We start from the raw sequence: 18,904 nt of genomic DNA, 5'->3' as shown, positions 1-18,904 counted from the left end.
TGAGAGAGTGTTGGCCTGGGACAGTTGAGAAAACGTGCGCTCAAAAAATGGTGGTGAGACCATGCTGAATGATCAGAAAACAGCCAATGCATTCGCAAACTCCTGGAATAATTTGCCAGCTGGGTCGATTTACACTCGAGACCAGTTTGAGGATTGGATGAGCCCGATCTGTTCATCTGATGTTCAGGGTCGGCGGGTTTTGGAGCTGGGCTGCGGGAATGGAAGCCAGCTGCTCCATATGATCGATTGGTCTCCCTCGTTTCTTGAAGGGGTGGACCTAGGTGATTCTGTTCGGTCTGCAATTGGCAACCTGTCCCGTTCCTCATTTCGGCATTGGCGCATTACTCAGGACGATATGACTGCGTTCAATGGCGCGAATTTTGATCTGGTTTATTCCATTGGAGTGCTACACCATTTGGATAATCCAAGGTCGGGATTCGATGCCGTTGTCAGAAACGTCAAGCCTGGCGGCAGGTTCCATTGCTGGGTGTATGCTGAGGAAGGCAACTCGATCGTTATGAATGTGGTCGACCCTTTGAGAAAGATAACGTCGCACATGCCGTGGTGGTTCACAAAATATCTTGTGGCAACTCCACTGGCCGTCCCGTTTTATTGCTATGCGAAATGCCTGGCGGCTCTTGGGGAGTCCAGGCTGGCAAGCAGGCTTCCCTTGTATGAATATTGCCTTTGGATAAGCCAGCGAGAGTTTGCGTTCTTCAGGCATGTCGCGTTCGATCAGTTGGTGACTCCAAAAACCGCCTATATAAACAAGAAAACTATTTTGAACTGGCTTGCCGGTAATGAGCGGATTGATCAGCAAAGTGTTTATATCGTCATGAGGAACGGGAATTCCTGGAAGTTTGGTGGGCGTGTCAAGGAGGAGGGCGAATGAATCTCTCTACCCGTTTTGTTAGCATGTTGCGATGTCCCATTTCGGGCGGGGAAGTGCGCCTGGATGGCCCTGGGCTTGTCAATGTCGATGGGAGTATTGTCTATCGAGTTAGTCCGTCTGGCATTCCTCTGTTCGCTGAAGAGTTTTGTACCGAAGATGCCAGACGTCAGCAGGCCCATTTTGAGAAAATTGCAAAAAAATATATCGAAAACCTGGGCTACCCCCACACTCAAGAATACATGTCTTACCTTGATGGTGTGTTTCTCGATGTGGTGGCGCATGCTGATCTTTCGTGTGCTGCAGAGATCTGTTGCGGTAGCGGAGAGGCTTTCCGGTTGCTTGGAGAAAAAGTGCAGACCGGCATCGGCGTCGATATCTCCATGTCCATGCTGGACGCTGCCAGATCCTTCCTGAAGGATGATCGCTATTGCTTTATCCAAGGTGATGCGACAAACCTACCCCTATCAGACAACTTGTTCAGCAGCGTGTTCATCATGGGTGGGATTCACCATGTCAATAATCGGGAAAAGCTGTTCGGTGAGGTCTTCAGGATATTGAAACGGGGTGGCAGGTTTTATTGGCGCGAGCCAGTTAGTGATTTCTTTCTCTGGCGATGGCTGCGCGCTGTCATCTACCGGTTTTCAGCTTCGCTCGATGACAAAACGGAACGACCTTTGTTATTTGATGAAACGGCACCTGTTCTTGTGAAGGCCGGGCTCGTATTGAAGCATTGGGAGACGTGCGGTTTCTTTGGTTATTGTGTCTTGATGAACAGTGATGTGCTCGTCTTCAATCGCCTGTTTCGCTACCTCCCCGCCATACGTTACATAACCAGAGCCATGGCCAAGCTGGATGATTGGGCTGTACATCTTCCGTGGCTGAAACAGTCTGGCCTGATCGTTGTCGGTGTGGCTGAAAAGCCTGAATGAGCCGAAAAATGAAGATATTGATTTATTACATTGCCATGGTGAGCCTGACTGTTTCGGCCAATCTTCTTTTCAAGATAGGAGCCGACAAGTCATCGGGTGAAGTTCTTTCCTTGCTTAATGCCAGGATTGTTTTTGGGTTTGTTTGCTTTGGTGTGGCCTCATTATTTTATGTGGCGGTTCTGACAAAGTTGCCATTGAACGTTGCTCAATCTTTTGCGGCCATTCAGTTTGTCGCAGTGATTGTGGCTGCTCATTTCTTTCTGGGTGAGCCTATCGATGGTACAAGGCTTGCCGGTATCGGGTTGATTTTTTCTGGAATCATGCTGGTTGGCAAATCAGTGGCGTGACTTATTGTGTTGCTTTTGTCGGGTGTGCGGGAGGTGCTTATGATTTCTGTTATTGTGCCTGTCTACAACGAGGCAGAAAATCTGGAGGCACTGTACGAGCAAGCTGTTTCAGTGCTGAAAAGAATTGGACAGCCTTGGGAATTGATCTTCATCAACGATGGAAGCACCGACAATAGCCAGGAAAAGCTGGAAGGGCTGGCGGAAAAGGACGAGGCGGTGAAAGTGATCAAGTTCTGCCGCAACTTTGGCCAGACGGCTGCGATGATGGCCGGGGTCGACTACGCGGAAGGGCACATCATCATCCCCATGGATGGCGATCTGCAGAACGATCCGCAAGATATTCCGAGACTTTTGGACAAGCTGGAGCAAGGGTTCGATGTCGTTTCCGGCTGGCGGCAAGACCGGAAAGACAATCCGATCAAAAGAAATCTCCCCAGCATGGTTGCGAATGGCATCATTTCATTCGTTTCGGGAGTGCATCTCCATGACTACGGTTGCTCTCTGAAAGCATATCGTAAAGATGTAATCAAAGGCGTCCGCTTGTATGGCGAGATGCACCGATTTATTCCTATTTATGCCAGTTGGTTTGGGGCGCGCATAGCGGAAATCCCGGTTGTTCACCATCCCCGGCAAAATGGAGTCTCGAAGTATGGGCTAAGCCGTGTGATGAAGGTGATTCTCGACCTGATGGTGGTGAAGTTCCTGTCCAAATATGCAGGTAAGCCAATGTATATTTTCGGCGCAGTCGGCTTGGCCATTTTGTTCATCAGCTTATTGGCTGGAGGGTGGGCCATCTATCTGAAGTTTATCGAAGGGGTATCTCTCATCTCCACTCCTTTGCCCCTGCTGGTGGTGATGGCGGGGGTATCGGGTTTCATGTGCATTCTCATGGGCTTGCTGGCGGAGCTCCTCATTCGGACTTATTACGAGGCCCAAGGCAAGACGGTGTACCTGATAGGCAAGACCTGCAATATCAAACTCCATACGCTGAAGGGGTGAGAGCATGTGTGGCATCGCCGGTTTTGTCGGACCCGGGGCGCCGGATGATCTTGCCAGGATGGTCTCGGCTCTGGCCCATCGGGGACCTGACGGGAGTGGATTGTGGTGTGATCCGAGCCGGCAGCTACACTTGGGCCATGCTCGTTTGGCGATTCTGGATATTGCCGGCGGTCATCAGCCTATGTGGACAGCGGATGGGCATCTGGGCGTGATCTTCAATGGTGAGATTTACAACTACCGTGAGTTGCGCGCGGAGCTGGAAGCCGCTGGTCACGTTTTCCTGACCGATCATTCCGATACCGAGGTCTTGCTTCATGGCTACCGCGAGTGGGGCGAGGCACTGACGCAAAAGCTGAACGGCATGTGGGCCTTCGTGCTGTACGATCAAACGAAGCAACGGTTGTTCTGCAGTCGTGACCGCTTTGGTGAGAAGCCGTTTTACTATTCGTTTCAGCAGGGAACATTCGCCTTTGCTTCCGAGTTGACGGCCTTGCTGTCTCATTCGGCTATCCGGGTCTCCGTATCCAGGCAGGCCATCAAGAAATACATAGGGTATGGGTACATTCCAGCGCCCCATACTCCTTATCGGGAAATCCTCAAACTGCCAGCCGGGTGTTCTCTCACTTTTTCATTGCAGGACCATGCCATCAAAGTAGACCGCTACTGGTCGTTTGTCATCGAACCGGAAGATACCTGGTCTGCCGCTGGCGAGCGGCACAAGATGGAGGAACTTGCCGATCTGCTGGATAAAGCCGTGTCCCGGCGATTGGTGGCCGATGTGCCTGTCGGGGTGTTTTTGAGCGGTGGCATCGATTCTTCTTCCGTAGCGGCAATGGCGGCACGCCATCTTGTCCCCGGTGCGCTCCAGACGTTCAGTATCGGATTTGAAGAAAAGAGCTTCGATGAGTCATGTTTCGCCAGGCAAGCAGCGAGCCACCTGCAGACACATCATCATGAAGAAATATTGTCGTCAACGGCTGCCCAGGCACTGCTTCTGGAACTGTTGCAGCGGCTGGACGAGCCGACCGGCGATAGCTCTCTGTTACCCACTTACTTGCTTTGCCGTTTTGCCCGCAATACGGTGACGGTAGCCCTTGGCGGGGATGGGGCGGATGAGCTCTTTGGCGGTTACGCCCCGTTCAGGGCACTCAGGTGGGCGGCTCTCTACCAGAAAATGATTCCGGGAAGAGTGCACACGGCAATACGCTTTTGGGCAAACCGCTTGCCGGTTGTAGACAGCTACATGAGCCTCGATTTCAAGTTGAAGCGGGCCTTGCGTGGGCTGAGTTACCCCTCGTGCTTGTGGAATCCGGTATGGATGTCTTTGCTTGACGAAAAAGATTTTTCCGAGCTGTTCCAAGAGCCTGTCGATCTGGACGAGGTGTTTTCCGAGGCGATCGAGGCATGGGACCGGTGCTCCCAAACCAATCTGGTCGACCGCACGCTACAGTTTTTTACGGACATCTATTTGCAGGACGATATTCTGGCGAAGACCGATCGTGCCAGCATGATGAGCTCTCTCGAGGTGCGCTCTCCTTTCCTCGATGTCGATATCGTGAATTTTGCCCGGAGGCTCCCTTCCTCATACAAACTCCGGGGTGGCGAAACGAAGTACATCTTGAAAAAGGCGATGGGCTCATTGCTGCCCCAGTCCATTCTTTATCGGCGCAAGCAGGGGTTTGCTGCGCCGGTCGCCCAGTGGCTGAGAAATAAGGACTTTGGCCTGGCCAACTCGCCCTGTCCGCCTTGGTTGAACGCGGACTTCGTCGCCAAGGCATTCACCGACTACCGTGGACATAAGACAAACCATCATGGCTTCTTGTGGAGCCAGTGGGTGCTGGGGGCGGTTTTCTCTCATACCCCCGATTTGATGGCACGTGAGGCCTAGTCGACGGCCTTGTGATCGATCCTGCCAGGCTTTGCGACGGGGAGTTCGCCTAGTATGCGTCATGCCGGCGTGAGCCAATCGGATGGCTGATATCGCCATTCAGACAACAAAAACGCCACGAGGTCTACCCGTGGCGTTTGATTTGGCCGTTCAGACGAGGGTTACACCCTACTGGAATGGCTGGGCTTTTGTCGGTTAAACCAACTCAGGAGGCACCGTTCGCCGCCGCCGGTCCTTGAGCCGTACCGGCCGAACGCTCCAGCCACCCCCCGCCCAGCGCCTTGTACAAGGTCACCTGGTTGGTCAGGCGTGCGAGCCGGGTCTGGATCAGCCCTTGCTGCGCGCTGTAGAGCGAGCGCTGGGCATCGAGCAGGCTCAGCGCGCTATCCACTCCGTTGCGGTAGCGCAGTTCGGCCAACTGGTAGCGCTGAGTTTCGGACTTCACCAGCGCTTCCTGCGCCGCGATCTGCTGCTCGACCATGGCGCGTGCCGTCAGGGCATCGGACACCTCGCGGAACGCCGACTGGATCGACTTCTCGTACTGTGCCACGGCAATCTTCTTGCTGGTGGTCGAGACATCGAGATTCGCCGTGTTCTTGCCCCAGTCGAAGATCGGCAGGTTGATCTGCGGGATGAAGCTCCAGGCGCCCTGGCCGGACTTGAACAGGTTGCTGAGCTGGCTGCTCGCCGTGCCGAAGCTGCCGGTCAGCGAGATGCTCGGGAAGAACGCCGCGCGTGCCGCGCCGATATCGGCATTGGCCGCCTTGAGCTGGTGCTCGGCCTGGATGATGTCCGGGCGTCGTTCCAGCAAATCGGACGGCAAGCCAGCCGGCAGGTCGGCCAGCAAGCCCTGGGCATCGAACGCGTTGCCTTCCGGCAGGTCGGCAGGCAAGGGCTGGCCAACCAGGAGGGTCAGGGCGTTCTCGGCCTGAGCGCGTTGCTGCATCAGGCTCACCAGATTGCTCTTGGCGGTCTGCACCTGGCTGTCGGCGGTGCTCAGGTCGAGCGCGGTGACCGTGCCGACGTCGAAGCGTTTCTTGGTCAGCTCGTACGAGCTTTGCTGCGCGGTGAGCGTGTCGGTGACCACCTTCTGCTGCTCGTCGAGCGCGCGCAGCGTCAGGTACTGGCTCGCCACCTCGGAGACCAGGGTGATCTGGGCCGATTTCCGCGCCGCTTCGCTGGCGAAGTACTGTTCCAGCGCCTCGTTCTTCAGGCTCTGCACCCGGCCGAACAGGTCGAGTTCGTAGGCGGTGAAGCCGAGCCCGACCGAATACTTGCTGCTCGTGCTGGCCCGCCCGGAGCTGGACAGGTCGGCCGGCAGGCGCTGACGCGTGCTGCTGGCGGTGGCGTCGATCGCCGGGAACAGGTCGGCGCGCTGAATCTGGTACTGCGCGCGCGTCTTTTCGACGTTCAGCATCGCCACCTGCAGGTCACGGTTGTTGGCGAGCGCCAGTTCGATCAGCTTTTGCAGCCGGGCATCGGCGAAGAACTCGCGCCAGCCGATATCGGCCGCCACGCCGTTCTTGGTTGCCTGGGTGGCCGCCTCGCCGCCGTAGGCCGGACCGCTCGGCCACTGCCCGGAGACCGGGGCGGCCGGGCGCAGGTAGGTCGGCGCCATGGAGCAGCCGGCGAGCAGGGCGGCGGCGAGCAGGGCGGTCAAAGTGTATTTATTAGTCATGACGTTTTCCTTCCTGATCCGCATGGCGCGCTTCAACCGGCACCGGAACCGTCTCTAAGGCAGTCTCTTCTTCGTCCATGTGGTGCGTGTAGAACTTGCGCTGGCGCTCGCTGCCCTTGAACCGGCTGCGCACGAACACGAAGAACACGGGCACGAAGTAGATGGCGAGGAAGGTGGCCGACAGCATGCCGCCAATCACGCCGGTACCGATCGCGTGCTGGCTCGCCGAACCGGCGCCGGTGCTGATCGCCAACGGCAGTACGCCGAGCACGAAGGCCATCGAGGTCATCAGGATCGGGCGCAGCCGCAGGTGCACGGCTTCAAGCGTCGCCTCGATCACGCTCTTGCCCTGCGCCTGCAGATCCTTGGCAAATTCGATGATCAGAATCGCGTTCTTGGTCGACAGGCCGATCGTGGTGAGCAAGCCCACCTTGAAGAACACGTCGTTGGGCAAGCCGCGCAGGTGTGCGGCCAGGAGCGCGCCGAGCACGCCGAGCGGCACCACCAGCATCACCGAGAACGGGATCGACCAGCTTTCATACAAGGCGGCCAGGCACAGGAATACCACCACCAGTGAGATCGCGAACAGGGCAGGAGCCTGCGAGCCGGACAGGCGCTCTTCGTACGACTGGCCGGTCCACTCGATGCCGAAGCCCGGTGGCAGCTTGGCGACGATTTCCTCGATCGCCTGCATCGCCTCGCCGGAGCTCTTGCCCGGGGCGGCGGTGCCGACGATTTCCATCGACGGTACGCCGTTGTAGCGTTCCAGGCGCGGCGAGCCGTAACTCCACTTGGCGCTGGCAAAGGCCGAGAACGGCACCATGGTGCCCGTGTTGTTGCGCACGTACAGCTTCTCGATGTCTTGCGGCTGCATCCGGTACGGCGCATCGGCCTGCACGATCACCTGCTGCACGCGAGTACCGTTGGTGAAGTCGTTGACGTACGAGGAACCGAAGTTGGTGCTCAAGGTGCTGTTGATGTCCGCCAGGGACAGGCCGAGCGCACTGGCTTTCTCCTGGTCGATGGTCACCTGGAACTGCGGCGCGTCTTCCATGCCTTGCGGGCGAACCCCGGCCAGGCGCGGATCCTTGGCGGCCATGCCGAGCACCATGTTGCGCGCTTCCATCAGCTTCTCGTGCCCCTGGTTGCTGCGGTCCTGGAGCATGAAGTCGAAGCCGGTGGCGTTGCCCAGTTCCGGAATCGGCGGCGGGTTGAGCGGATAGATGATCGCGTCCTTGATCTGCGAGAACGCTCCGAAGGCCCGTCCGATCACGCCCTGTACATGGTGTTCGCTGGCTTTGCGCTCGTCCCAATCCGTGAGCGGGGTGAATACCAGGCCCAGGTTCTGGCCGTTGCCGTTGAAACCGAAGCCGGCCACGGCGATCGAGTGCGCGGTTTCCGGCTGCTTCAGGTAGTACTGCTCCACCTGCTCCAGGATGCCGCGGGTCCGTTCGGCGGTAGCGCCGGTCGGCAACTGTACCATGGTGATCGAATAGCCCTGATCTTCTTCCGGCAGGAACGACGACGGCAGGCGTGCGAACAGCAGCGCCACCACGCCGATGATGGCGAGGTAGATCAGCATGTAGCGGCCGGATTTGTTGATGATCTTGGCGACCGAGCCTTGGTACTTGTTGGTGCTGGCGGCGAAGCTGCGGTTGAACCAGCCGAAAAAGCCGCTCTTGGCGTGGTGATGGCCGGCATCCACCGGCTTGAGCAGCGTCGCGCACAGGGCCGGGGTCAGCGTCAGGGCCAGCAGCACCGAGAACACCATCGACGCCACCAGCGACAGCGAGAACTGCTTGTAAATCGCGCCCACCGAGCCGCCGAAGAAGGCCATCGGGATGAACACCGCGGTCAGCACCAGCGAGATGCCGATCAGGGCGTTGGTGATCTGCTCCATCGCCTTGCGGGTGGCCTTGCGCGGCGGCAGTCCTTCCTCGCTCATGATCCGCTCGACGTTCTCCACCACGACGATCGCGTCGTCCACCAGCATGCCGATCGCCAGCACCATGCCGAACATGGTCAGTACGTTGATCGAGAAGCCGAACGCAGCCATGGCGCCGAGCGTACCGGCGAGCGCGACTGGCACCACGATGGTCGGGATCAGCGTGGCGCGGAAGTTCTGCAGGAACAGGTACATCACCAGGAAGACCAGCACCACGGCTTCGATCAGGGTCTTGACCACTTCTTCGATCGAGATCTTGACGAACTTCGAGGTGTCGTACGGCACGTCCGCCTTCACGCCGGCCGGGAAGTACGGTGCCAGTTCCTTGACCTTGTCACGCACCGCCTGAGCGGTCTCCAGCGCGTTGGCTGCGGGGGCCAGCTTGATGCCGACCGCTGCCGCCGGCTTGCCGTCAACGAAGGCCTTGGTGGTGAAGGTCTGAGCGCCCAGCTCGACACGCGCCACGTCACGCAACAGCACGCGCGAGCCATCCTTGTTCACGCGCAGCAGGATGTTGCCGAACTGCTCCGGCGTGGACAGACGGCTTTGCGAGCGGATCGTGGCGTTGAGCTGCTGGCCCTGGACTGCGGGCAAGCCGCCCAGTTCGCCGGCCGATACCTGGACGTTCTGCGACTTGATGGCGGAAATCACGTCGGAGGTGGTGAGCTTGAAACTGTTGAGCTTGTCCGGGCTCACCCACACGCGCATGGCGTATTCCGAGCCGAACAGATTGGCCTCGCCCACACCGGTCACCCGGCTCAACTGGTCGAGCAGGCTGGACGAGATGTAGTTACCCAATCCGACGGCATCCACGCTGCCATCCGTCGACGACAGGGTGACGAACATCAGGTAATTGCGGGTCGCCTTGGCGACCTTCACCCCCTGCTGCTGTACCTCGGTCGGCAGGCGCGGCATCGCCAGCTGCAGCTTGTTCTGCACCTGCACCTGGGCGATGTCCGGGTTGGTGCCGGGCTGGAAATACAGCGTGATGGTGGCCTGGCCGGACGACTGGCTGTTGGACGACATGTACAGCAGGCCGTCGATACCGTTCATCTGCTGCTCGATCACCGTGGTGACCGAGTTCTGCAGCGTTTCGGCCGAGGCGCCGGCATAGGTGGCGCTCACCGACACGGACGGCGGCGCGATGCTGGGGTACTGAGCCACCGGCAGCTTGACCACCGACAGCCCCCCGACCAGCAGGATCAAGAGGGCGATCACCCAGGCGAACACCGGGCGATCGATGAAGAACTTAGGCATGATGGGTGCTCTCCGTTATTGGCCTTGTACGGTTGCTGCCGGAGCGGACGCGGCTACCGGGACGGGCTTCACCGGCACGCCGGGGCGGACCTTCTGCAGTCCCTGCACGATCACTCTGTCGCCGGCCTTCAGGCCGCTGGTGATCACCCATTTGTCACCGACCGCGGTCTCGGCCTTGACCTGCTGTACCTGCACCTTGTTGTCGGCACCCACCAGCATTACGGAGGCAGAACCGCCTTGTCCACGCTGCAAGGCTGGTTGCGGAATGGTCAGTGCCTGCTTGTCGACTGCCTGCGCTAGGCGGGCCCGCGCGTACATGCCCGGCAGCAGCTCATGCTTCGGATTCGGGAATTCGGCGCGCAACGTGACCATGCCGGTGCTCTGATCCACCGTCACGTCCGAGAACAGCAGCTTGCCGGTTTGCGGGTATTCGCTGCCGTCTTCCAGCACCAGCCGGACCTTGGCCTGGCCGGGGGCCACGCTCTCCAACTCGCCGCTCTCGAATGCGCGGCGCAGGCGCAGCATCTCGGTGCTGGACTGGGTGAAATCGAGGTAGATCGGGTCGAGCTGCTGCACCGTGGCGAGCAGGGTGGGCTCGTTCTGGCCCACCAACGCGCCTTCCGTCACCTGGGCCTTGCCGATACGGCCGGGAATCGGCGAGGTCACCGTGGTATAGCCGAGATTGAGCTTGGCGGTCTGCACCGCCGCCTTGCCCGCCGCCACGTCGGCTTGCCCCTGTTTCACAGCGGCAACCGCGTTGTCGTAATCCTGTTTGCTCACGGCGTTGACCGCGACCAACTCCTTGTAGCGGCCTTCCTGCAGCTTGGCCTGGGCCAGCGTTGCTTCCGACTTGGCCAGCGACGCCTGGGCACTGAGCAGGCTGGCTTGCAGGGGAGCGGGATCGATGCGGAACAGCAGCTCGCCTTGCTTGACGTCGCTGCCCTCACGGAACACCTGCTTCAGCACGATGCCGGCGGCACGCGCGCGTACCTCTGCGACACGATAGGGATTCAGGCGACCCGGCAGCTCGGTCGACAGGGCCAGGCTTTCCTGTTTGACCGTCACGATGCCGACTTCTTGCGGAGGCTGGTTGGCGGTCCCCGGCTGCTGCGCCTGTTTCTCACCGCAGCCGGCCAGGGCGGCGACCGCCGCGAGGGTGGCTACGGTGATAAGACGCAATGAAGTGTTTCTATTGATGCGCATGGAACGCTCCCGATACTCAAGTGGGTGATTGGGTATGGCTAAATCGATGCTCCGAGAAGGGTTGTCCATGAAATCGGCAACCTTTGCTCGTCTAGCAAATGCAAATGTCTTGATTATGCGATTTTTCTAGCCGCCTTTATATGGGCAAATGCTGTGGCAAACCATGGACGGGAATGGATGATTTGCCTATCCCGTGGAAAGTCATCAGGCTTTTGTCCTGAAAATGCATCACAGTCCAGAGAAATCCCTGTTGCGAGAAATGGGATGCGTGAGAGGCGCTGGGAAATCGGCTGACTGGCTGATAGTATATATACATTCATGAATGTATGTCTATTACGAGTGGATTGCCATGGCCGATCCACCATTTCGGGAAGGGGACTCGATGGCCCGTAAAACCAAAGAAGAATCGCTGGAAACGCGCAGCCTGATTCTGGACACCGCCGAGCGGGTCTTCGCCGAGCAGGGGGTGTCGCGCACCTCGCTGGCGGACATCGCCACCGCTGCCGGACTGACGCGTGGCGCGATCTATTGGCATTTCAAGAACAAGGCCGACGTGTTCACGGCAATGACCGACCGCGTGAACCTGCCGATCGAGAACTTGTTCTCGGATGTGGTGGATAATCCGCAACACTCCGATCCCCTGGGCGAATTGCGTGCCGCCTGCCTGAGCATTCTGCAAAGCCTGGTGCATAACGAACAGCGCCGGCGTGTGTTCGACGTGCTCTACCATAAATGCGAACTCACCGAGGAGATGGGGCCGGTGATGCAGCGGCAGAAACAATGCATCAAGGACTGTACCGAGCGCATCCAGCGCATCCTGCTCCGGGCTATCGAGCTCGGCCAGTTGCCGGCCGGGCTCAATATCGAGCGCGCCGATATCATGCTGCATGCGCTCGTCAGTGGCTTGATGGGCAACTGGCTGTTCGACCCCGAGAGCTTCGACCTCGAACGCGACGCCGGGAATATGCTGGACGGCTATCTGGAAATGCTCCAGCGTTGTCCCGCCATGCTTCGGCCGTGAAACGGTGGCCCTGACCCGCGTGAACCCCGTATGCGGGAAAAGGGCAGGGAGGCTGCATCGGTTTCGCATCGCGGGGCCGGGTGACCGGCGTTGTCGATGGAGTTCCGATACTGGCATGGCCGTTTTCTCCCGTTGCGATCAGCTCTGCGTGGAGGGGGGGGCGCCGTACGCGGCAAAAAACACCGCCAGTGCCGAGTGCACATGCTCGGTGATTTCCTGGTCGGAGGGTTTCTCCCGCACTCCCCACAAGCACTCGTCGGCCAGGTCGGACGTCAGCAGGGCCATCAGGTATATGGTGGCACGCCAGGGGTCGGCTTTCTTCATGCGCCCCATCTGCATTTGTTGCTCCAGGAACTGGGCGATTCTTGTGCGGCCAGCCTTGGGCCCTTGGTTGTAAAACTGTTGCCCGATATTGGACCGCCCGGCCTCTGCCACCACCATGCGGCGAATGGCGAGCAGGTCGGGGCTGAGTATTTCCTGAAGGAAGCGGATGCCGAAAAGCTCCAGCGCCTCGGCGGGCTCCCCGCCGGTCTCCAGTGCGGCGAAGACGGGCTGCACCCGCGCCACGCATAAGTCCCGCATCACCTCGCCAAACAACTCTTCCTTGGACGGAAAGTAGCTGTACAAGGTGGCCTTGGAGCCGCCTGCGCGGCTGGCAATGTCCGACATGGAGGCGGCGGAGAAGCCCTGTTCCATGAATACTGCCGCCGCGGCATCGATGATGCTTTGCCGCTTCGTCTCGCTTTTCACTCTCACAACCTTGCACCTCAAAATTGAACCAGTTGGTTCAGTTTTGCTTGACGACGAAAATCTGTCAAGTTATAACTAAACCGTACAGTTTAGTTTATGAGGAAATCACCCCTATGAGTGCTTCTTCGCCTTCGGGTTTATTGCAGCGGATCATGCCCTTGGCCATCTCGCTCGCCTTGGCCGCCTGCGCCAGCGTGCCGGATCTTGGCCCCTTGCCCCAGCCCAAATCCTTGAACGCCAGCCCGACCACGGAGCAGGCCCAAATCGATGCCACTTGGTGGGAGCGTTACGGCGATGCCCAACAGAATGCCTTGATCGACGAGGCACTGCGCAACGCGCCCGATCTGGCTGCCGCCGATGCGCGGGTGCGCAAGGCCATTGGCGTGGCACAGCAGGCTGGCGCCCCCATGTTGCCTTCGGTCGGGGTCAACGCCTCGGTGACTCGCATGAAGCAGAGCTACAACAACGGCGTGCCGGCCGCGTTCGTGCCGCAGGGGCTCAATAATTCCGTCAAGGCCACCCTGGATTTGAGTTATGAGATCGATTTTTGGGGCAAGAACCGTGCGGCCCTGGCCGCTGCCACCAACGAGCGGGCGGCGGCTGAGGCCGATGCGGCCCAGGCACGCCTGACGCTATCGACGGCCATTGCCTCGGCCTATGCTGAGCTGGCCCACTTGTACGCCCAGCAGGATGCGGCACTGCAGGCTCTCGATATCCGGACGCAAAGTGCCCAACTGATCACCGAACGCCAGCGGCAAGGGCTGGAAACGCTGGGCACGGTGCGCCAGGCGGACTCCCGGTCGGCGTCGGCCAAGGCCGAGCTGCTGGCGATCGAGGAGTCGATCACCCTACAGAGGCATCAGCTGGCGGCTTTGATGGGGGCCGATCCGGAGCGGGGTGATCGTATTCAGCGGCCGCGGATCGATCTCGCGCAAAGCATCGCCATTCCTTCGCAGCTTCACGCCGACTTGCTGGGGCGCCGGCCCGATCTGACCGCCGCCAGGCTGCGCGCCGAAGCGGCAGCCAAGCGGATCGATCAGTCCCGCGCCGAGTTCTATCCGAACATCAATCTGTCGGCCTACGTCGGGGCGCAGTCTTTGGGGTTGGATCTGTTTACCAAGGCCGGATCCGGCATTGCCGGCTTCGGCCCGGCCATCAGCCTGCCCATCTTCCGCGGCGGGCAGTTGCAAGGCCAATACCGCGTGGCCCGGGCCCAGTACGACGAGGCCGTTGCCAATTACGACCAGACCCTGAACCGCGCCCTGCAAGACGTCGCCGATGCCCTGAGCAGCCAGGCGGCGCTCGATGGCCGGCTGTCGGCGCAGCAGGAGTCGCTGACCGCCGCCGAGGATGCCTTGCGCATTGCCCGCAACCGCTATCAGGGCGGGCTGGCCACCTATCTGGATGTGCTGACCGCAGAAGACAGCGTGGTCAGCAGCCGTCGGGCCTTGAGCGATCTGCAGACCCGGCGCTTGAGCCTCGACGTCGCACTGATTCGCGCCCTCGGGGGCGGTTATCGCGTGGCCTAACCCCTTACAGATATTCAATAATCAAGGAATCCATCATGTCTGAAACGCTGACTGTCACCGCTCCAATCCCGCAGACCGACAATGCGGCCAAGCGTAAGAAACTGTTCCTCGCCCTCGGCGGCGTGGTGGCACTTTCCGCCGCGGCGTACGGCGCTTACTGGACGCTAGTCGCCTCGCATCATGTGACGACGGACAACGCCTATGTCGCCGCCGAAATCGCCCAAGTGACACCCTCCCTCAGTGCCAATGTCCGTGCCGTCAAGGTCGTGGATACCCAGGCCGTCAAGCGCGGCGACGTGCTGGTGGAATTGGATGACACCGATGCGCGCTTGGCTCTGGAGCAGGCCGAGGCCGAACTGGCGCGCGCCGAGCGTAAGGTCAAAGGCTATCTGGCCAGCGACGATGGCTTGCAGGCCCAGGTCAGCGCCCGTGATGCCGAGCTGTTGCGCGCCAGGGCCCAACTGAGCTCGGCGCAAAGCGATCTCGACCGGGCCAGGATCGACCTCGAGCGCCGTCAGGCGCTGGCGAAATCCGGCTCGGTCTCCGGGGAAGAGCTGACGCATGCCAAGACGGCTTACGACACTGCCAAGGCGGCCATGGACTCGGCCAAGGCCGTGCTGGCGCAGGCGGAGGCCAACAAGCTGGCCGCCATCGGCTCGCTCAAGGCCAATCAGACGCTGACCGCGAACACCACGGTCGAAACCAACCCGGAAGTCGCTTTGGCGCGCGCCAAGCGCAATCAGGCCCGCGTCGATCTGGAGCGCACGGTGATTCGCGCCCCTGTCGATGGCGTGGTGGCCAAGCGCCAGGTGCAGGTTGGGCAGCGTATCCAGCCCGGCGCACCGCTGATGTCGATCGTCCCGCTGCAGCAGGTGCATGTGGATGCCAACTTCAAAGAGGTGCAACTGGAAAAGGTGCGTATCGGCCAGCCGGTCACTCTGCATTCGGATATCTATGGTTCCGACGTGGTGTATCACGGTAAGGTGGCCGGCTTCTCCGGCGGTTCCGGCTCGGCGTTCTCGCTGATTCCGGCCCAGAACGCCACCGGCAACTGGATCAAGGTGGTGCAGCGCCTGCCTCTGCGCATCGAGCTGGACCCGGCTGAGTTGAAGGCGCATCCCTTGCAGGTTGGTTTGTCCATGACCGCCACCGTCGATACGGCCAGCAAGCTTTAAAAGGAGTAGCGTCATGAGCGCTCACGTCGCTGCCGCTCCACCCAAGCCGCTGGAAGGTGGGGCGCTATGGCTGGCCGCCTTGCTGCTGGCCGCTGCCAACTTCCTGGTGGTGCTCGACACCACCATCGCCAACGTCTCGGTGCCAAATATCGCCGGCGGGCTGGCGGTGTCCGCCAGCCAGGGGACGTATGTCATCACCTCGTACGCCGTGGCGGAGGCCATCATCGTGCCGCTGACGGGCTGGCTGGCCGGCCGTTTCGGGGCGGTACGCGTCTTTGTCACCTCGATGATGTTGTTCGGGTTGTTTTCGGTGTTGTGCGGGTTTGCCAACTCGATCGAGCTGCTGGTGCTGTTCCGCGTCTTGCAGGGTTTGGCGGGTGGCCCGCTGATGCCGATGTCGCAGACCTTGTTGCAGCAGATTTTCCCTAAGGAGAAAGCCGGCGCCGCCATCGGCCTGTGGAGCATGACCACGCTGGTCGCACCCATCATGGGGCCGATCCTCGGCGGTTATCTGTGTGATCAGGTCGGCTGGTCGTGGATCTTTTTCATCAATGCGCCGATCGCCGTGGCGTGCAGCTATTTCGGCTGGCAGATGCTCAAGCGCTTCGAAAGCAAGGTGGAGAAACTGCCTGTTGATGCCATCGGACTGGCCTTGCTGATCGTCTGGGTAGCGGCTTTGCAGTTGATGCTAGACGAAGGGAAAAACCTGGACTGGTTCTCGTCTCCCGAGATCGTGGCCTTGGCGATCATCGCCGTCATCGGTTTTGCTGCCTTCATGATCTGGGAGCTGACGGACAGCAATCCCATCGTCAATTTGCGCGTGTTCCGCCATCGTGGCTATTGGGCCAGCGTGCTGACCATTTCGCTTGCCTTTGGCTCGTTTTTCGGTGCCACGGTGCTGACGCCGCAATGGCTGCAGAGCTACATGGGCTATACGGCGACCCAGGCCGGCTATGCCACGGCCATGAGCGGCATCCTGGCAGTGATCGCCGCGCCGATCGCGGCGCAGATGTCGACCAGGATGGACCCGCGCCCGCTGGTGTTCTTCGGTGTGATGTGGCTTGGCGGTGTGACGCTGTTTCGCAGCTTCGGCACCTCCGACATGGGTTTCTGGCAGGTGGCCTTGCCCTTGCTGTTCCAGGGGCTCGGCATGCCGTTCTTCTTCGTTCCGCTGACCGGCTTGGCCATGGCCAGCGTGGAGACCGAGGAGATGGCTTCAGCGGCGGGGTTGATGAGCTTCCTGCGGACGCTGTCCGGCGCCTTTGCGACTTCGCTGGTCACCACCTCTTGGGAGGACAAGGCCGCTTACAACCGCGCCGAGCTGTCCGGCTTCGTCGATTCGGCCGGGCAGACGCTGCAGAGCCTGACCCAGAGCGGCATGAGCACCGAAACGAGCAGGGGCATGATCGACCAGCTGGTGCAGGCGCAAAGCATCATGTTGTCGACCAACCAGATTTTCTGGCTGAGTGGGCTATCGTTCGTGATCGCGGCTTGCGCGATCTGGCTGGCGCCACGTCCGACCAAGGTGGCGGATACTAGTAACGTGCATTAGGGCAGCACCTGGCGGTGCCGGGGAGCTGTCTATCGGTTGGCCGTGGGCTGGCCGGTTCGGGAAAGGCCTTGGGTGTGCCTCTTCGGCATGCGCAAGGCCTTTTTTGATGCCGCATTGACTGGTTTCTGGAAGATGCTGACGAGGTCGCTCTTGCGGTTCGTCTGTCCGCCGTTTCTGGCGCTTTCTGCGCCATCTCCTGTCCGCAAGCCATCACTTTCCTGATTGCGCGTCCCCTGCGGGCCGAATGCTGTCTCCATCAAGGCCTTTCGATCCTGTCCTTCCTGTTTCCATGCCTTGGTGTAGCAAATGCCCGTGTTCGTACCTGGTTTTCCTGCATGTTCTGAGGTGGTGGCTCACATTGGCTTGTAACTAATAATATATTACGTATAACATGATATAAATACATTTATATGATAATAAGCAATGATTATTTACATAATCGTTGCACTATAATGCGGGGGTCAAAAAAAAGGGGGCGAAATGGTCGGGTCGAGCTTGAAGGGGTGGCCGGCAGTGCACGAGGTCGAACTTCTGGTGCGTCGGGAGGGAATGTCCGTTGCGCCGGGGGAGAATCGCTCGCTTTCGCACGGCGGGTCATGCCAGATTGCGGCCGGCAACGATCTGGAGGCGATCGAGTGCTGGCTGGCGACGATCGATAACCCCAACACGCTTCGCGCGTATCGGAAAGAGGCGTATCGCTTGCTGTTGTGGTCGATCAGCTTCCGGCAAAAGTCCATATCCGGTCTGCGAGTGGAAGACCTGCATGGTTACTTCGACTGGCTGGCCGTGCCGGAGCGTCATCCCGACTGGCCTGCCCATTGGCGCTTGATCAATGGTCCGTTGAAGGAATCCAGCCGACGCCAGGCAAAAATCATCTTGCAGGCACTGTTCGATTACCTGGTCAATGCCGCCTATCTGGCGGCCAACCCTTTCCGCCTGCTCGGCAAGAATCAGCGTGGCCGGGAAACTGTCGCCCCGGCGGGGTTCGACGACGAGGGGCAGGTGGCCATCAATCGGTGGCTTGAGCCAGCGCTTTGGGGGTGGCTGGCCGAATTTCTGGATCGGCTTTCCGTGTCGACGCCGACCCGCCTGGCGCGGGTCGAGCGATTGCGCTTCCTCCTGGCTTGGCTGTACAGGACGGCAGCGCGGCGCAGCGAGCTGGCCGGGGCGCGGATGGGGCATATTCACCGCAGTCACGGTTTATGGCTGTGGCGGGTAATGGGCAAGGGAGGGCGCGTGGTCGACGTGCCGCTGGATCGCCAGGCGGTGGAGGCGTTGGTGCGCTACCGCCGGTTCCGGGGCTTGTCCGATCATCCGGGGCGTGGGGAAGGCGGGGTGCCGCTGGTGGCGGCGCTGGACGGGGCCGGTCCGATACAGGGGCTGCAAATCTACAGCTCGCTGAAGTGGTTCTTCCGGATGGCCGAGCCTACGGCGCGAGCCGTGGACGAGCGCTGGGGCGATGCCCTGAAAAGTGCGTCGACCCACTGGATCCGTCACTCGCTGGCTTCTCATGCGGCCCGGGCGGGGGTGCCGATCCATCTGACGGCGGAGCGCTTGCGGCATAAGTCGCATGCCACGACGCAGCGCTACTACATCCATGCCAGCCTTAAGGAGCAGGCCGAGGCCTTCGACCGTGATCTGCTGGAGAAGGACATGGATGAGTGAATGTGGCGTACGGTGAAATGAAAGTCTTTATAATCACGCGCTGATTTTTTGACGCAGCGGCGATCTTGGCAACC

The 18,904-nt window shown here is 60.0% G+C and carries 14 protein-coding genes; 10 read left to right on the top strand and 4 right to left on the bottom strand.

Features of this window, described 5'->3' with window-relative positions:
- The first annotated feature begins 61 nt into the window (after positions 1–61).
- The 5 genes from PSEMAI1_RS21245 to asnB are packed head-to-tail and all read left to right on the top strand — an operon-like array spanning position 62 to position 5,055.
- A complete protein-coding gene (locus PSEMAI1_RS21245; RefSeq protein ID WP_084612663.1) occupies positions 62–892 on the top strand; it encodes a bifunctional 2-polyprenyl-6-hydroxyphenol methylase/3-demethylubiquinol 3-O-methyltransferase UbiG in 831 nt (276 codons plus the stop codon).
- Positions 889–1,821: a class I SAM-dependent methyltransferase gene (locus PSEMAI1_RS0110650; protein WP_029770633.1), complete on the top strand. Its 933-nt coding sequence runs from the start codon at positions 889–891 to the stop codon at positions 1,819–1,821. Before PSEMAI1_RS21245 ends, PSEMAI1_RS0110650 begins: the two co-directional genes overlap by 4 nt.
- A gap of 8 nt (positions 1,822–1,829) precedes the next feature.
- On the top strand, positions 1,830–2,168 hold the full coding sequence (locus PSEMAI1_RS0110645; protein ID WP_024302862.1) for an EamA family transporter: 339 nt from the start codon (positions 1,830–1,832) through the stop codon (positions 2,166–2,168).
- A gap of 39 nt (positions 2,169–2,207) precedes the next feature.
- On the top strand, positions 2,208–3,167 hold the full coding sequence (locus PSEMAI1_RS0110640) for a glycosyltransferase family 2 protein (RefSeq protein WP_029770631.1): 960 nt from the start codon (positions 2,208–2,210) through the stop codon (positions 3,165–3,167).
- A 4-nt stretch (positions 3,168–3,171) separates the two neighbouring features.
- Positions 3,172–5,055 carry an asparagine synthase (glutamine-hydrolyzing) gene (gene asnB, locus PSEMAI1_RS0110635; RefSeq protein WP_024302860.1) on the top strand — a complete coding sequence of 628 codons (1,884 nt, stop codon included), beginning with the start codon at positions 3,172–3,174 and terminating at the stop codon, positions 5,053–5,055.
- Between the two features lie 205 nt (positions 5,056–5,260).
- Here the strand turns inward: asnB and adeC are convergent, their stop codons facing one another.
- Genes adeC through PSEMAI1_RS0110620 form a run of 3 tightly spaced genes read right to left on the bottom strand, consistent with a single transcriptional unit; the run spans position 5,261 to position 11,138 of the window.
- On the bottom strand, positions 5,261–6,733 hold the full coding sequence (gene adeC, locus PSEMAI1_RS0110630; RefSeq protein WP_024302859.1) for an AdeC/AdeK/OprM family multidrug efflux complex outer membrane factor: 1,473 nt from the start codon (positions 6,731–6,733) through the stop codon (positions 5,261–5,263).
- Positions 6,726–9,935 carry an efflux RND transporter permease subunit gene (locus PSEMAI1_RS0110625; RefSeq protein ID WP_024302858.1) on the bottom strand — a complete coding sequence of 1,070 codons (3,210 nt, stop codon included), beginning with the start codon at positions 9,933–9,935 and terminating at the stop codon, positions 6,726–6,728. Before PSEMAI1_RS0110625 ends, adeC begins: the two co-directional genes overlap by 8 nt.
- A 15-nt stretch (positions 9,936–9,950) precedes the next feature.
- Positions 9,951–11,138: an efflux RND transporter periplasmic adaptor subunit gene (locus PSEMAI1_RS0110620; protein ID WP_024302857.1), complete on the bottom strand. Its 1,188-nt coding sequence runs from the start codon at positions 11,136–11,138 to the stop codon at positions 9,951–9,953.
- A gap of 322 nt (positions 11,139–11,460) precedes the next feature.
- Here PSEMAI1_RS0110620 and PSEMAI1_RS0110615 point away from each other — a divergent pair, with 322 nt between their 5' ends.
- Entirely contained in the window at positions 11,461–12,159 is a 699-nt protein-coding gene (locus tag PSEMAI1_RS0110615) for a TetR family transcriptional regulator (protein ID WP_232219891.1), read from the top strand.
- Positions 12,160–12,297: 138 nt separating this feature from the next.
- Here PSEMAI1_RS0110615 and PSEMAI1_RS0110610 read toward each other — a convergent pair whose 3' ends face one another.
- Positions 12,298–12,909 carry a TetR/AcrR family transcriptional regulator gene (locus PSEMAI1_RS0110610; RefSeq protein WP_232219890.1) on the bottom strand — a complete coding sequence of 204 codons (612 nt, stop codon included), beginning with the start codon at positions 12,907–12,909 and terminating at the stop codon, positions 12,298–12,300.
- A gap of 152 nt (positions 12,910–13,061) precedes the next feature.
- Between PSEMAI1_RS0110610 and PSEMAI1_RS0110605 the strand changes: the two genes are divergently transcribed.
- The 4 genes from PSEMAI1_RS0110605 (at position 13,062) to PSEMAI1_RS0110590 (ending at position 18,830) form a co-directional block, all read left to right on the top strand.
- The gene (locus PSEMAI1_RS0110605; RefSeq protein WP_232219889.1) at positions 13,062–14,438 is read left to right on the top strand and encodes an efflux transporter outer membrane subunit; all 1,377 of its coding nucleotides are present in this window, start codon (positions 13,062–13,064) and stop codon (positions 14,436–14,438) included.
- A 35-nt stretch (positions 14,439–14,473) separates the two neighbouring features.
- On the top strand, positions 14,474–15,613 hold the full coding sequence (locus tag PSEMAI1_RS0110600; protein WP_024302853.1) for an HlyD family efflux transporter periplasmic adaptor subunit: 1,140 nt from the start codon (positions 14,474–14,476) through the stop codon (positions 15,611–15,613).
- Between the two features lie 13 nt (positions 15,614–15,626).
- A complete protein-coding gene (locus PSEMAI1_RS0110595; protein ID WP_024302852.1) occupies positions 15,627–17,165 on the top strand; it encodes a DHA2 family efflux MFS transporter permease subunit in 1,539 nt (512 codons plus the stop codon).
- 513 nt (positions 17,166–17,678) lie between these two features.
- Positions 17,679–18,830, top strand: a complete 1,152-nt coding sequence (locus tag PSEMAI1_RS0110590; RefSeq protein ID WP_232219888.1) for a tyrosine-type recombinase/integrase — start codon at positions 17,679–17,681, stop codon at positions 18,828–18,830.
- Positions 18,831–18,904 lie beyond the last annotated feature (74 nt).

It is taken from the genome of Pseudogulbenkiania sp. MAI-1 (assembly GCF_000527175.1).
GTDB lineage: Bacteria > Pseudomonadota > Gammaproteobacteria > Burkholderiales > Chromobacteriaceae > Pseudogulbenkiania.
Note: the sequence above shows the minus strand (reverse complement) of the source record. Positions and strands in the feature narration are given on the sequence as shown.